This is a genomic window from Sphaerisporangium corydalis (assembly GCF_025506355.1).
Classification (GTDB): Bacteria; Actinomycetota; Actinomycetes; order Streptosporangiales; family Streptosporangiaceae; genus Sphaerisporangium; species Sphaerisporangium corydalis.
The window spans coordinates 35,367-50,080 of sequence record NZ_JANZYP010000012.1 but is presented as its reverse complement, the minus strand read 5'-3'; the positions used below and the strand labels follow the sequence as shown (position 1 = coordinate 50,080).

Annotated in this window: 10 protein-coding genes; 3 read left to right on the top strand and 7 right to left on the bottom strand. The window is 71.2% G+C overall.

Annotated elements, in window-relative coordinates; all coding sequences use genetic code 11:
* Window positions 1–63 precede the first annotated feature (63 nt).
* Window positions 64–981, bottom strand: a complete 918-nt coding sequence (locus tag NYZ98_RS11375) for a MurR/RpiR family transcriptional regulator (RefSeq protein ID WP_262842582.1) — start codon at window positions 979–981, stop codon at window positions 64–66.
* A 156-nt stretch (window positions 982–1,137) separates the two neighbouring features.
* Between NYZ98_RS11375 and NYZ98_RS11370 the strand changes: the two genes are divergently transcribed.
* Window positions 1,138–2,817, top strand: a complete 1,680-nt coding sequence (locus NYZ98_RS11370; RefSeq protein WP_262842581.1) for an aromatic amino acid ammonia-lyase — start codon at window positions 1,138–1,140, stop codon at window positions 2,815–2,817.
* On the opposite strand, the gene NYZ98_RS11365 is transcribed toward NYZ98_RS11370, so the two are convergent.
* The 6 genes from NYZ98_RS11365 to NYZ98_RS11340 all read right to left on the bottom strand — a co-directional run bounded on the left by NYZ98_RS11365 (window position 2,771) and on the right by NYZ98_RS11340 (window position 12,362).
* Window positions 2,771–4,393 carry a hypothetical protein gene (locus NYZ98_RS11365; RefSeq protein WP_262842580.1) on the bottom strand — a complete coding sequence of 541 codons (1,623 nt, stop codon included), beginning with the start codon at window positions 4,391–4,393 and terminating at the stop codon, window positions 2,771–2,773. The genes NYZ98_RS11370 and NYZ98_RS11365 overlap by 47 nt on opposite strands.
* A 321-nt stretch (window positions 4,394–4,714) precedes the next feature.
* Window positions 4,715–5,902: a hypothetical protein gene (locus NYZ98_RS11360; protein WP_262842579.1), complete on the bottom strand. Its 1,188-nt coding sequence runs from the start codon at window positions 5,900–5,902 to the stop codon at window positions 4,715–4,717.
* A gap of 312 nt (window positions 5,903–6,214) precedes the next feature.
* Window positions 6,215–6,448: a helix-turn-helix domain-containing protein gene (locus NYZ98_RS11355; RefSeq protein WP_262842578.1), complete on the bottom strand. Its 234-nt coding sequence runs from the start codon at window positions 6,446–6,448 to the stop codon at window positions 6,215–6,217.
* Complete coding sequence (locus NYZ98_RS11350) at window positions 6,449–7,072, bottom strand: DUF2975 domain-containing protein (protein WP_262842577.1); 624 nt, start codon at window positions 7,070–7,072, stop codon at window positions 6,449–6,451.
* Between the two features lie 326 nt (window positions 7,073–7,398).
* The gene (locus tag NYZ98_RS11345) at window positions 7,399–10,836 is read right to left on the bottom strand and encodes a DUF7824 domain-containing protein (protein WP_262842576.1); all 3,438 of its coding nucleotides are present in this window, start codon (window positions 10,834–10,836) and stop codon (window positions 7,399–7,401) included.
* Window positions 10,836–12,362 (bottom strand): SWIM zinc finger family protein, encoded by a 1,527-nt coding sequence (locus NYZ98_RS11340; RefSeq protein WP_262842575.1) that lies wholly within the window; start codon window positions 12,360–12,362, stop codon window positions 10,836–10,838. Before NYZ98_RS11340 ends, NYZ98_RS11345 begins: the two co-directional genes overlap by 1 nt.
* Before the next feature lie 297 nt (window positions 12,363–12,659).
* Between NYZ98_RS11340 and NYZ98_RS11335 the strand changes: the two genes are divergently transcribed.
* Both NYZ98_RS11335 and NYZ98_RS11330 read left to right on the top strand, forming a co-directional pair.
* Window positions 12,660–13,676 (top strand): pectinesterase family protein, encoded by a 1,017-nt coding sequence (locus tag NYZ98_RS11335; RefSeq protein ID WP_262842574.1) that lies wholly within the window; start codon window positions 12,660–12,662, stop codon window positions 13,674–13,676.
* Between the two features lie 187 nt (window positions 13,677–13,863).
* A complete protein-coding gene (locus tag NYZ98_RS11330; RefSeq protein ID WP_262842573.1) occupies window positions 13,864–14,628 on the top strand; it encodes a DUF72 domain-containing protein in 765 nt (254 codons plus the stop codon).
* Window positions 14,629–14,714 lie beyond the last annotated feature (86 nt).

The window sequence follows — 14,714 nt, the reverse complement described above, 5'->3', positions numbered from 1 at the left end:
CCACCCGGCCGGTCCGCGTGGTCCGGCCGTTCAATCGGGGAGGAACAGGCGTGGTCCGGCCCTTCAATCGGGCAGGAACAGGCGTCGCTCCGTGGCGCTGTTCTCGAACTCCTCGATGGACGCCTGCTCGTGGGCGGGCAGCGCGTACACCATCGAGTGGACCAGGGCCGCGCACAGGACGCTCGGCGCGGCCTGGGAGTCGAAGGCGAACTGCGAGCTGACCGGCGCGGTGAGCACGACGTCGGCGTGCTCGGCGAGCGCGTTGACCGGCTGGTCGGTGACCAGCGCCACCCGCAGGCCCGCCCGCCTGGCCCATGCCAGCCCGTCTCGCAGCTCGCGCGGGTAGCGGGGCAGACCGAACGCGAGCACGCACGTCGCCCCGGCCGCCCTGGCCCGGCTGAGCCGGTCCTCCAGCGTCGAGCCGGCCGTGTCGATGACCCGCACGTCGGGGTGCGCCTTGGCGGCCAGATACCCGAAGAACCGGGCGAGCGGCGCCGACACCCGGAGCCCGATGACCGGCAGCGGCCGGGACGCCGCCAGCTCGGCGGCGACCTCCGCGAGCGGCCCGGGGTCGCCGAGGGTGTCGCGCAGCCGCTCCAGGTTCCGCAGCTCGGAGTCGACCATGGCCTGGACCGGGTTCAACCCCGTGGCCTTCACCGCCGGCCCCCCGCCCTCACCGTCGCGCAGGGCGGCCCTCAGATGGTCACGGAACTCGGGAAATCCGTTGAACCCGAGCGCGAACGCGAACCGCGTCACGGACGGCTGACTGGTCCCGACCGCCTCGGCGATGTCGACACTGGACAAGAAGACCGCCTCGTGCGGACGCTCCAGCAGATGCCGCGCGATCCGCCGCTGCGAGGGCGACAACCGATGTCCCTCAAGCAACTCCCGCAAACAAACCCCGACCCGGGAACCGTCATCCGCCATGGCGACCCCGGACGGGCCCTGACCCCCGGCCATGAGCACGTCCTCACCCTTCACCCCGGACACATCCTCACCCGCGACCGCGCTGGAGTTGTTCGCCAGCGATTCACCTCTTGTGGTGAATGTATAATTTCATGCAGGATTACCGATGTATATGACCATGTCAATGGGTCCAGCCGGAAGGCACGGTAAAGGGCGGGATATGAGGCTCTGATGGTGGTGCGGACGATCACACTGGACGGGACCCAGGCCCGTCCGGCGGACATCGTGGACATCGCATGCGCCCATGCACCGGTCTCGCTCGCCCGTGCCGGCCTCGACCGCGCCGCCGACTCTCAGCAGGCCGCGATCGAGATCGCGAAGCGCCGCCCCGTCTACGGGCGCAGCACCGGGGTCGGCGCCAACCGTGCCGAGGACGTCGCGTCCTCCGACACCGACACGCACGGGCTACGGCTGCTGCGCAGCCATGCGGGCGGCATCGGCCCGCTCGTCCCCCCGGCCCAGGTCCGCGCGATGCTCGCCGTCCGGGCCAACCAGATCCTGGCCGGTGGCGGCGGCCTCCAACCGGCATTCGCCGAGGCGATGGCGGCGGCGCTCAACTCCGGCCACCTGCCGGAGATCCACGAGATCGGCGCCATCGGCACCGGCGACCTGACCGCCCTCGCCGAAACCGCCCTCACCCTCATCGGCGAACGCCCCTGGACCACCGTCCACCGCCCCTCCGACCAACCGCCCGGCGACCACGAGGCCGGTGACCACGAGGCCGGTCTCGAGGAGACCGCCCACCTCGTAACCGGCCACAGACCCGCCGGCCACCTCGGAACCCCGCCCGAACCGGTCAAACCGGCGGCAGGGGACGCGCTAGCGTTCTGCAGTAGCAGTGCCCTGACCATCGGACAGGCCACGCTCGCCTGGTCGGAGATCGACGGCCTGCTCCACGTGACCCACGTGGTCGCCGCCCTCTCCCTGCTCGCGGTCGACGGCAGCACCGAGCCGTACGACGAGCAGGTGCACGCCGCCCGCCCCCACCCCGGCAGCGTGGCGGTCGCCGCCGAAATGCGCCGCCTCCTGAGCACCCCCCGAACACCTGAGGCCCAGGGCCCTCACATCCCAGAACCCGCACATACCGGCCTCTCACCGACGCCTCGGATTCAGGATCCCTTCGGTTACCGGTGCCTTCCCCAGGTTCACGGCCCGGCGGTCGACGCCGCGTCCGCCCTGGAACGCGTCCTGGCCATCGAGATCAACGCGGCGGCGGAGAACCCCCTCATCTCCCTCCACACTCCTTCGGAGGACCCGCCGAGCGCCACGATCCACCATCACGGGGGCTTCCACCAGGCGGCCCTCGGGCTGGCGATGGACCATCTCAGGGTCGCGTTGCTGCACACCGCGCACCTGTCCACCGCTCGCCTGGCCACCCTGGCCGAGCCCGCGTTCACGGGTCTGCGCCCCTTCCTCGCCGAGGGACCTGCCGGCAGCTCGGGGGTGATGATCCTCGAATACTCCGCGAACTCCGCGCTCGCCCAACTTCGTAACGCCGCCTATCCGGCCGGGCTCGGCCACGCCGTCCTGTCGCGGGGCATGGAGGACCACGCGAGCTTCGCCTCCCAGTCGGCCCGGCAGACCTTCCAGGCCGCCGCGTCCTACCGCCTGGTCCTGGCCTGCGAGCTGGTCGCCGCCGTACGGGCACTGCGCCAGCGCGCCCTGACCCCCGACCCGGCCACCCCCGCCGGCCAGGCATTCGCCCAGGTGAGCGACCACCTCGACCCAAGGGGCGAGGACCGGTCCCTCACCCCGGACGTCGAAACCGCCACCCGCCTGCTGAACACGCTCGCGGACCCGCTCACTACGCCGAGCCAGGGTCCTCCGAGGCCGGCCCGGGGTCGACGCTGAAGTAGTAGGTGTGGGCAGGGCTCGCGTACCCCGCCCCGTCCACGCTGACCACGCTCAGGACGTGCGCGCCGGCGGTCTCCGGCGTCAGGGTCGCCCTCGCCGTGCCGTTCTCACCGGCCGGCAGCTCCACTTCGGTCCCGAAGTCGAACTGGTAGCGATAGGCGACGACACCCCTCCCCCCGCCGGCCGAGAAGGTGAACTCGCCGGGCACACCGGCGCCACCGCCGGGCCCGTCCGCCGGATAGACGGCCGACGAGACGGAGGGTTCGGGGTTCTGGTCGACGGTGAACGCGTAGATGCGCTGCGGACCGGAGAACCCGGCGCGATCGACGCTCCACACGCGGAGTGTCTGGTCCCCGCCGCCGGTCGGGGTCACCGTCACGGTGGCCGTCCCGTCCGCCCCGGCCGTCACCGTTCCGGTGAGACCGTCCCAGCCGGTGGCGTAACGGTAGACGGCGACGTCCGTGGACCCGTTGGGCGTGAAGACGAACTCACCGGGGGTCCCGACCCACGCCCCCAGGGCGTTCTCCGGGTAGACGGTGGACGACACGACCGGCTGCGCCGGGGGCGTGAGGTCGACCTTGAACTCCTGCCACGCGCTCCACTCGCCCATGTCGCTGAGGAACTCGATCTCGCCGGGCGGCTGGTACCGGTCCTCGGCCCGCACGCGCCAGGCGTAGGTGCCGCCCTCCACGAGCTGCCCGGCCGGCACGGCGGCACACTGCCGTGACCCGACGTTGCGGAAGACGCTGACGGCTTCGCCCAGCGCCGCCCCTCCCGCCACCGCCCATTGGAAGTGCCCGCGGACCTGCTGCACGCTGTCGTCGGCGTCGGTGAACCGGGCGCTGAGCACCGGAGTCAACGTCCTGGCGTACCGGCCGTCCCCGGTGGGCGGCGTGCCGGTACACCCGGTGCCCGGGTTGAATCCCAGCTGGGACGGCACGTCAGGAGCGGTGTTGAACTCGATGTTGAGCCACGGGCTGACGGTCGTCCCAAAGTACGGGTCCACGGCGATGTCGCTCTCGAACACGTGCGGTTCGGCGGGGCAGGTCTCGTCGACGGCGCGCAGTCCGAAGGTGAGATAACGGTCGCCACGGGCGGCGGCCTCGACGACGAGATCCTTCACCGACCAGCCGAAGCGACAGGCGCCGAACTGGTCGGAAGCCGTGGCGGCGTTGAGCCTTCTCAGCCACTGCGGCTGGTGATTCCAGGTCGTCGCCGAGGTGATCTCCCCGGTCACCCACAACTCGACGTCCGGCTCGCAGGGCCCGCTGTTCTGGTAGGCGCGGAAGACGGCGGCCAGAACGTGCTTGCCCGAGACCTTGGAGACGTCCATCCGGAAGAAGGACCGGAAAGTGCCGGCATGTCCCACGCCGTTCCCCACGGGAGCATCGTCCGAGCTGTTCCAGTTCGACTTCCTTGGTTGCTTCGACGACACATACGTCCACGCGATCTTGTCGCCTCCCGACACCGACGCGTCCGCCGCTTGGGGCACCACGAGCAGCGCCGCCAGGACACCACCCAGCACGATCGAGAGTGTGGCCGCGCCCCGCAGGCGCGGTAAGAATCGCCTCATCAGACATCCCCCCAGGGCGGACCCGCCCCGCTCGAAACCCCATGGGCGTGGCTGTCGCGCGCCCCGGTCCGCGTCAACCCCCGTTGTGCGACCGGCGACCACCACCGTGATCGACTAAAACCTACGTCCGGCACGCGGGCCATGCCAGCGGTCGAGGGTGACGGATTCACACCGAATGGTCCTCGTCTGGGCTCGGACGTTCCTCGGGCGCCTGCGGCCTATCTCGCGCTGTATCCGCCTTTCTCGCGCAGTATCTAGCTCCCTCGCGCAGTATCCGGCTCCCTCGCGCAGTATCCGGCTCCTCGTCCCCGCGAGATGTGCTCACTCGTCGCGGCGGCGGGAGGCCGCGCGCCGGCGGTCGATGGCGAGCGCGATCGCCGTGACCGTCACGAGTGCCGCCAGCAGCAGGCCCACGGCCACCAGGACGGGGGTCGGCAGGGGCAGGCCACCAGGGGAATCGGCGTTCTCGTCCGCCACGGGGAACGGTCGTTCCCGAAGGGGTCTCCGATCGCCGGGCGACGGCGACACCCCGTCGGAGTGGAACGTCCATCGGTGCCAGGCGCCGGTCGTGTCGCGCACCACCACTCCGTCACACCCGTTGGCCACCACCACGACGTGGCCCCCCGGCCGGGGGGCCACCGCGAGGGCGGTCGAGTACAGGAAGTCGTCGTCGCCATCGCAGAGCTCGAAGAGGCGTTGCCGCGTCTCCGGGGGAACCGACCAAGCGGTGGACCACGAGAGGCCGCCATCGGTCGTCTCGCTCACCTGCAGGGCGGGGGGATCGACGCGGTAGCAACGCCGGGGCTCGCCGAGGACGCACGCCTCCCGGTGCGTGCCCGGCCAGAGGAACCGATGCGGGGACGTCCGGTCGTCGCTCACGTCCGCCGCGGGGTGATCGGCTTTCTGGCGCCCGCCCGGAGCGGTCTCACCGGGCGGGACCTCGGCCGCCGTCTTCCAGCTCGCGCCGCCGTCCCTGCTGATCAGCAGGTCGGACCGGCTTCTGACGACGATCACTCCGTCCTGCACATCGACGGCCTCGGCCTGCGGGTACTGCGGCGGGGCCGGGGTGGCGACGACGGCGAACAGCGCGAGGGGCACCACCACGAGGAACCGCGCCGTGCGCACCGCGCCCGGGTTCGTCGCGGCGGCGTGCCGGGCGAGCCGCCATATCCACCACGCGACGCCGAGCGCCGGAAGGGCCAGCAGGTCGGAGGCGTCGGCGCGTACCAGGGACGGTCCCCACAGGACCGACCACGCCCGCGACGCCAGGGCGGCACCGGTGGTGGTGGTCTTGACGAGAGCGAAACCGGCTCCCACCACCACGATGGCGGCGAGGGCCACGCGGTCGGCGTGTCGTCGCCCGCGAGCGTGACCGCCGCACAGGAGCAGCGGCACCAGCGCAAGGAGCGGCGGGACGACCACCATTCCGGCGACGTCGCTCAGCTTGCCGGTGACCAGGCCGGGCCACACCTGTTTGAGAAAGTGGTCGTTCACCAGCAGCACGATCAACGCCGTGACGGTCGCCGGATGCCCCAGCCAGACTCGAGCCGACGTCCCAACTTTGTCGCACTCTTGACGCATATCCCGTTAGATGCGGATCCGATCGGACCTGTTCACCCGCCACAACGCCTGATGCCCATTCGTCACACTCCGGGAAGACCTCGAGTCAAGCGACGGGCCCGCCCGGCAAGCAGCGAGCGCGGTCAAGGCGCCATGGCCCCTGATGCCCATTCGTCACACTCGGGGAACCCCAAAGCCCCAGGTCGGGCGACGGACCCGCCCGGCAAGCAACGAACGTCGTCAGGCGCCGGCCGCCCTGCTCTACTCACCGGCGGCGCTGTAGCGGAGAAGGTCGCCGGGCTGGCAGTCGAGGACCTCGCACAGGCGGGTCAGGGTGGAGAACCTGATGGCCCTGCCCTTACCGGTCTTGAGGATCGACAGGTTGGCGATCGTGACCTCCACCCGATAGGAGAGCTCGGTCAGCGTCATGCCGCGTGCCGCCAGAAGCTCGTCCAGCCGCACCTCGATGCCGCCCGCGAACTCTCCTGGTGGCACTCAGATCGTCCCTTGCAAGTCGTCGAGCATTTCCAGGCCACGGCGGATCACCTCGGCCACGACGTACGCCCCCGTGCCGGCCGCCAGCGCGAAGAACGGCGAGACGATCGTACCGGGGATCGCGTAGGCGCCCTGGAGCAGGATATGGGCGGCCGCGGTCTTGGCGGCGAAGTCCAGTGCGACCGCCGCGAGGGACCCGATGACGAGCACCTTGCCGATCCGCCGCAGCAGGGTCACGGTCCTCACGGAGAACAGCACGTTGTCGCCGAAGCCGCCCGGAAGGGTGATCCGCGACAACCAGAACAGGGCGAGGAACGCGGTCAGCGTCGTGGGCAGCCAGGTGAGCACGAACAGCGCCGTGAGGGCCGGCCTGTCGCCGGCGTTGAATGCCGTCAGCTCGACCATCGTCCGCACTACCTGCGTGCCAGGGGTGAGCCCTTGCTCCAGGTCGACCTTGTCCTGCGCCGGCCACAGACCCGGGAAGCCGTAGTCCACGTGCCGGCCGGACTGCAGTGCCAGGACGACCGTCGTGAGCAGCCCGCCGAGCACCGCCAGGCCACTACCGATGAGCATGAGCACGACGATGACATGCAGGCGCCCGAACCACCGGTTCCCCGCCACCACGGCGGGCACCCTGTTCCGACCCGGCGAGACACTCACCGAGACCACCCCCTTATCGTTTCTCGATAAATCCCCTCCCAGGTAAACATCGAAAAACGATAAAAACAAGAGCAGCAAGGAACCGCGCAAAGACGGTCCCACACCGCCTCCGTAACCGACCGATCAAACGCCCCCCGAAGACGAACCGCCAAAACCCTCACCGCCGCCCAGGCCACGCGACGGACGGCCCCCGAAGCCACGGTCGCGATCGACGGTCCCCGGGACCGGGGTCGCGCGACGGACGGTCTCTGGAGCCGGGATCGCGCGGGGTGGGTTCGGGAAGCAGGTGGTCATGGGCGGGTGAGTGTTTCGTGCAGGCGGCGGGATTCGTGGACGAAGGCGCTGGTGCTCCGGCGGGCGGCGATCGTGGCCACCTCGGGGATCTCTCCCCGGGCGTCCGTCCGCTCCGCGACCGTGGTGGCGAGTTCGAGGAGCTTGGCCAGGCCCGCGCGCGGCTGCTCTCCCACCGAGGGAAGCAGCGCGGGGACCAGCGTCCGCAACACCGGCCAGACCTCGAGATGCGCGCCCCGGTCGGCGGCGGTCGCGAGCGCGTCCACGACATGCCGCTGCGCGGAATGGGCCCAGCGGACGAGCAGGCCGAGCTGCACCCCGACCTCGGCCGCCGGCAGCTCACCCCGCGCGGCCATGGCCAGGAAGACCGCCACACCGTTGGCGGACTCCTTCCTCGCCAGGAAGTACGCCATCACCAGCGCAGTCGCCGAACCGGCCGGCCCATCGGCTTCGGCGAGCAGGGCGGCATGGCCGGCATGCGCGCCCGGCCGGTCCCCCCGTTCCAGCAGATGCGGCAGCAGGTTGACGGCCACGACCTCACGATGGGACGGCAGAATCGCCGGCCACCAGTCCATGTGTCCGCCGTGATCCTCCCACGCCCGCTTCCGCGGTTCCGAGAGCAATTCGTCAATCAGGTCCAAGCCGGCGAGCGACTCGCCAACCAAAGCCACCTCGGTGCCCGACTCATCAACCAGCCCCAGGTCAGTGCCCGACTCATCGACCAAGGCCACGCCGGTTCGCGACTCATCGACCAACTCCAGGGCAGTACGCGACTCGTCAACCAAGGCCACCTCGGTGCGCGACGCATCGACCGACTGCAGGTCAGTGCCCGACTTGTCGACCAAGTCCACATCGGTGCGCGAGTCGTCAACCAACTCCAGGGCAGTACGCGACTCGTCAGCCAAGGCCACGTCGGTGCGCGACTCCACCGGCCCCAGGTCGGTGTGCGACTCGTCGGCCAGGGCGAGGCTTGACGGCGCTGCCTTCAGGCGCGGGGCCGGTTTGACCTGGACCCCGGGACCTGGCGGGTGTTCGTTGGCGTCGTATTCGGTCATGCCTTCGCTGTAGCCCCATCGGACCCCGGTCTCCGGATCCGGCAGCCCATCGCCGGCCAGCCAGCGCGCCGCCGTGCGGCCCGCGCCGGAGGTCAGCCGTGCCGCGCGGGAGGCCGCTTCGGTGTGGACGCCGCGAGGCAGGCGTAGCAGTGCCTGCTGGAGGTCGGCGGGGAGGGGCGTGACGTGCGCGGCCTCGCACTCCTCCAGCCGGGCGACCAGGACGTCCGGGTCGAGGGCTCCCGTGGACAGGGTGGGGGTGGCCAGCAGCACCGGCGGCAGCGTGTCCGCCTTGAGCGCGTCCAGTATCTCCGCGTGCCTGCGCAGGATGAACAGATGGGGAGGCGAGATCCGCTCAGGACGGGGCAACCGGTCACGAGGCGCTTCGCGAACCGGCCGCGTCCCACGCCCCCCGGACCACAAGGCGAAATCCACATCGGCGATGCCCAAGTAGCGGTGTCCGCCATCCACCTGAGGAGCAATTACCTCGTACCCGTCGGCCCGCATGGAAAAGACCCTGTGCTCCCCATCCTCCTCATCCCCAGGCCCGGCCCACGCGGAGGAGCCTGCGCGCTCAGTGTCCTCTTGATCACCCGTCGCCTTGTGCACGTGACCGGGGCCGAGCCGCGCGGGAAAGACGCCCCAGTTGCCGGCCTCCTGGTCGTCGGCCTCCCCTGACTGGAAGGCGAGCCCGGTCTGGGTCGCGAAGGAGTCGTGTTCGGTGTTCGTCCGGTCGGCGGCGTTCTCGTGCCGGAGCGTGGGTTCGGCTCGGTTGGTGAAGTGGACCGCCACAGCGGGCGCTCCCATCACCCGGTACGGAGTCGGCGCCTCGGCCGGTGGGCCCGGGTCGACGCCCGGGGTGAGCAGCTCTCTGGCCATCGCCTCGCGCCAGTGGTCGGCGTTGCTCCAGGTGGGCATGGCGAACAGGTCGAGGTACGCGCCGCCGTAAGCCGCGTCCAGCATGGTTCGCAGGGCATCCCGGTTCTGACCGGCGTGCCGGACGAACCCGGCCAGCCAACGCTCGGCGTCCTGCCAGGCCCAGGTGGTCCGGCCGACCCGCCGCATCGCGTCAGGGGTCGCCGGAGTGGGTGCGAACGCCCTCGCGGCGGGCGGCTCGGGGAGCGGCGGCGGGACGAACGGCGGGACCGGTTCCGGGTCGGCCGCCGCGCCCCCGAAGACCGCGGCCAGCCGCTCACCCTCCGCGGTCGCCAAGCCGGGAAGGGCCTCTCTGATCCGCTCGGCTCCCAGAGGGGTGAGATGACCGGCGAGCTTGAGCGTGAGCCGGACGGCCCGGTCGCGGATTTCGTGCGACTCGTGCCGCAGGGCCGTGACCAGCGCTGGAGCCAGCTCGTCCGCCCGCTCGGGAGCCTGCCGCACCGTCTGGTCGAGCCACACCAGGCCCGCCCGCACCAGTTTGGCCTCGGCCCGGAAGACCAGCCCTTCGATGGCCTCGGCGACATCACCGGGATCGTCGACGTGGACCCGCCGTAGGTGGAGCAGGGCGAGCGCGGCGACCGTTCCCGGCGCGGCGGGCAGCAGCCGCAGGTAGTCGCGGGCCCGCGCTTCCACCTCGGCCGCGGTCGGCTCCAGCAGTTCGTGGACGCGGGTGAAGAACCGCAGGTCCTGCGGGGTCCCGCCGCGCAGGAAACGGCGCACGCAACCGTCGAGCACCGCCTCGCGGGCGTCCGCCCCGGCCCGCGCCTGGTCCCGGACCACCCGTAGCCAGGGCGAGATCGGGTGGAAGCGTTCGTTCAGCAACACCCTGCCGACGCCGTCGGCCTCGAAGATCCTCGGCAGCAGGACCGGCAGCAGCGGATCGGGGTCCGGCCCCACCCCGGCCGACACCCAGGCCACGACCAGCGGATCGTGCGGCGGAGGTTCCGCCCCGGTGTGCCGGAGCATCGCCAGCGCGAGCGGGATCCCGGGGTCGCGTGGGCCGCGGAGCCTGGCGGCGAGCCGTACGGCCAGTTCGGCCTGCCACTCCGGGGGGCGGCGGGCGAGGATCCGGACGAGCGGCGCGGGGTCGACGTCCGTCGAGGGCCTGAAGAGCGACCGGCGGGTCAGGAGATCGCGCCGGGTCAGCCACGAGGCCGTCGCGGTGACCGAGGAGAGCGTGCCCGCACCGGCCAGCAGCATCAGATCGGCCCAGTCCTCGCGCGGGTCGGGCTCCCGCATCCCCCAATAGTGTCCGCTGCCGCGCCGCCGCTCCTCCTCCCAGCGCTCCCGCATCCGGGCCTCGGCGCGGGAGAGCGCGACGGGGATGTGGCCGCGTAACTCACCGGCGACGAGTTTCCGCTCGCCGTCGTCCAGCCCGGCCAGCCGGTCGACGAGTCCGTCCCCGTTCCCGGCGTCGACCAGGTCACGGATCTCCTCCCAGGCGCCCATCACACGACCCCTTCCCCGCCACGAGCCCCACCCACGCGAACACCGTTACCGCGAACGCGATCCTCGCCGCCGCCGCTCACTCCCTCTCCGCGAATACCGGCGCCGCCACCGCGAGCGCCGCCACCCCGGGCACCTTCTTCTCGGGCACCGTCCTCCCGGGCGCCGGCGCCGCCGAGGGTGTCGTCCCCTGTCGTTCCTTCACGTGCGACCATGCGGGCGGCCAGTACGTGTTTGCACGGGCCCCGGGATCCTCGGTGGTCGAACCACCACGGGCAGGTGCACGAGCCCTCGGCCGGGCGGACCTCGTAGACCCCTCCGGCCGTGGTCACCCGTGCCACGCCCGGTCCGGCGAGCCGCACGGCGGCCGAGGCGACCAGCGCCCGGGCGGCGGCCAGCCGGGGGTTGAGGGTCTCGACGTGCTCGCGGTCGTAGGGCAGTTCGCGGTGGAAATGACCCGCCTCGGCCAGGTCGTACCCGATCTTGCCCGCCACGCCCAGCCGGGTGAGCGCGGCACGAACCCGGCCCGGGGACAGCCCCGACCGGTCGGCCAGCAGCCCCACCTCGACGGCGGGTTCGAAGTTGAGCAGCATGCCGACCACGTCCGCGTCGGCCTCGGCGTCCCCGCCGGCCAGGTCGGACAACGTCGCGCCCTCCCCGGAGAAGCCTCGCCAGGCCTGCGGGGACAGGACCAGCGTGTACCGCATGCCGGGCAGCTCCAGCTCCCACGCGCCGGAGGCGGCCTGATCACGGACGGCAGGGCCGTACACGCGCAGTCGCGTGGCGAAGCGCAGGAGCGGGTGAAGCGTGGCGAGCCGCCCGATGCCGGCCAGGCACACCGCGCCCGGCGCGGGATCGGCGGAGACCCGCAGGTCACGACCGGACGGGACCACCCACACGTTGGTCGTGGCCTTCTTCGGCAGGCCGCGCAGGAAGCGGACGGCCGCCACGCCGTCCAGCTCGGCGCGCGGGTCGAACCCCGAGGCGATCACCTGCACCTCGGCGAACCCGCGCAGCCACCGCTCGGGCAGCGGCACCCTCTTCTCCACGACCGCGCCGTCCAGAGTGGTGACGGCCAGCTCGTCGGCGCCCACCCCGAGGTGCAGCGGGTCGCGTCCGCCGACGCGGGCCAGCGCCTCACGCAGCGGGCCGTTGACGTCGACGTTGGTCGTGCCCCGGTCGAACACCTCACCGTCGAGGGCGTCGCCGAGCAGGTCGAGCCGGGCGTACACCCCGCCGCAGGCGGAGAACGACTCCAGCCGCAGCCGTTCGCCGTCGCAGGTGATCACCGGGTCGCGGCTCCGGCCGCCCTCGCCCGCGCGCGGCCGCTGGTACCGCGCCAACGCCACGTCGGCCACGGCCAGGAGCCCCGCCGCGGCCGGCGCCGCGTGCGTGACCACCCCGCTGAAGAACTTGGGGTGCCCGGTCAGGCCCGTGGCGGTCCGCCCGCCCGAGGTGGACAACCCCAGCCGATCTCCGACCAGTGTCGAAGGGGCGGCGTAGGAGTACGCCTGAACTGCGCTTGTCATGGGCGAAACGATAAAGTCCGCCACCGACAGATTTTTGGATCATGGTCTGCGGACATCGTGACCTGCGGTTCTTCGCCGGACACCGGCCGCCGGGCCCGCCTGCGCCCGCTCCAGGATCCACTTCCGACGCCGTCCGGTACGGGATCGATCAGTCCACGCCATGGGGCGGATGAAAGCGAAACCGTTAGTTTCATGGGATTTACCTGGTCATTTACTATCTTTAGTTTGTTTTATTGACATACATATTGAGACCGATCTACCTTGACCGTCGACCATCGACCGAGCGAAGGGGTGCGCATGTCCATCTGGAAGGCGATTGAGCGATGGCGGCCGGGACGGCGCCTCCATGGTGCCGCCGCGATCTCGGCGGCGCTGGCGGCGGCCGTGGCGATGCCGGTGGCCCCCGCGCAGGCCGCGGGCTTCGCCGCCCCCACGGTGGCAGCGGACGGAACCGGGATGTACCGGACAGTGCAGGCCGCCGTCAACGCGGTGCCGACCGGCAACACCAGCCGGGTCACGATCACCATCAAGGCGGGCACCTACCGGGAGATCGTCACGGTCCCGGCGAACAAGCCCTACATCACGTTCCAGGGCCTCGGCGGGTCGCCGTCGGACGTGCTGATCGTCAACAACCACTGGGCGGGCGACTACGGGACGTTCAACAGCGCCACCGCGTTCATCAACGGCCACGACTTCACCGCCACCAACCTGACCATCTCCAACGATTTCGACGAGGGTTCGGTCAGCGGCAACCAGCTCCAGGCCGTCGCGCTCAATCTCAACGCCGACCGCGCGACCCTGTCGAACGTGCGGCTGCTCGGCGACCAGGACACCTTCCTGGTCAACGCGGCGGCCCGGTCCTACATCGTGAACTCCTACGTCCAGGGCACGGTCGACTTCGTGTTCGGCGACGGCATCGCGGTGTTCAACAACAGCGAGATCCACGAGAACCCCCGGGGCGGCTGCCTCAGCGCGGCGAGGACCCCCTCCACCCGCGCGTACGGCTTCCTGTTCTACAAGTCCAGGATCACCGGGGCGGCGGCGTCGGGCTCCACGACCCTCGGGCGTCCCTGGGGTCCCAGTGCCCAGGTGGTCTACCGGGAGTCGTCGCTCAGCTCGGTGATCAAAACCGCGACCCCGTGGACGGACATGTCCGGCAACTCCTGGAAGAACGCCCGGTTCTTCGAGTACAAGAACACCGGGGCCGGGGCCGGCGTCAACAGCAACCGGCCGCAGCTCACCGACGCCCAGGCCGCGAACTACACCCCGCAGAAGTACCTGGCGGGATCGGATGGCTGGAACCCCGTCGGCTGACCACGCCCCGGCCGCGTGACCCTGCCATCTGGGCCCATTTCAGGCCGCGCCACCTCACCCAGCGACGACGTACGTCGTCATGCCGAGGAACGTCGTCATATAGGGGACGACGGCGGCCAGTGTGGCTCGCGCCCGCGCGGGCATGCAGTCTGCTCAGGAGGCGGGCCGGCGCGGGGGGTGGACGGCGATGTTGCTGGTCGGGACGTCCGGGTGGCAGTACAAGGACTGGCGGGGGGCGTTGTACCCCGACAAGGTGCCGCAGCGCCTGTGGCTGGAGCGGTACGCCGAATGCTTCGCCACGGTGGAGAACAACAACGCCTTCTACCGGCTGCCGGCGCGCGAGACGTTCGAGAGCTGGCGGGAACGGACGCCCGACGGGTTCGTCATGGCGGTCAAGGCCAGCCGCTTCCTGACCCACATCAAGCGGCTGAAGGACCCCGAGGAGCCGGTGCGGCGGCTGATGGCCGCCGCCGAGGGCCTCGGCCCCAAACTCGGCCCCGTCCTGCTCCAGCTCCCGCCTACCCTGCGGGCGGACCCCGAGCGGCTGGACGCGTGCCTGGGCTGCTTCCCCGCACACGTACGGGTGGCCGTGGAGCCCCGCCACCCCTCCTGGTGGACCGACGCCGTCCGCGAGATCCTCACCTCGCGCGGCGCCGCCCTGTGCTGGGCCGACGTCCTCGGCCGCCCGCGTACCCCCTTGTGGCGCACCACCGACTGGGGCTATCTGCGTCTCCATCAGGGCCGCGCCGAACCCTGGCCCTCCTACGGCGACACGTCTCTGCGTTCCTGGCTCCACCGCCTCACCGAGACCTGGTCCCGCCAGAACGACGTCCACGTCTACTTCAACAACGACCCGGGCGCCGCCGCCGTCCGCGACGCCACCCGCTTCGCCGAACGGGCCCGCACCGAGGACCGGCCGGTCAGCCGCACCCCCTCGGACGTCCCTGTCTGATGCTGTCGAGCGGGTTGAACGCACCGACGGCTGCTCACTACGGTGCCCAGGGAAGCATTTCAGGCGCTACATCGGCCGGGCGCCGA

Bases quoted from the DNA above. Each gene is read 5' to 3' on its own strand.
- NYZ98_RS11370 (WP_262842581.1), top strand. From the start codon at position 1,138: ATGGTGGTGCGGACGATCACACTGGACGGGACCCAGGCCCGTCCGGCG.
- NYZ98_RS11365 (WP_262842580.1), bottom strand. From the start codon at position 4,393: ATGAGGCGATTCTTACCGCGCCTGCGGGGCGCGGCCACACTCTCGATC.
- NYZ98_RS11345 (WP_262842576.1), bottom strand. From the start codon at position 10,836: ATGGGCGCCTGGGAGGAGATCCGTGACCTGGTCGACGCCGGGAACGGG.
- NYZ98_RS11340 (WP_262842575.1), bottom strand. From the start codon at position 12,362: ATGACAAGCGCAGTTCAGGCGTACTCCTACGCCGCCCCTTCGACACTG.
- NYZ98_RS11335 (WP_262842574.1), top strand. From the start codon at position 12,660: ATGTCCATCTGGAAGGCGATTGAGCGATGGCGGCCGGGACGGCGCCTC.
- NYZ98_RS11330 (WP_262842573.1), top strand. From the start codon at position 13,864: ATGTTGCTGGTCGGGACGTCCGGGTGGCAGTACAAGGACTGGCGGGGG.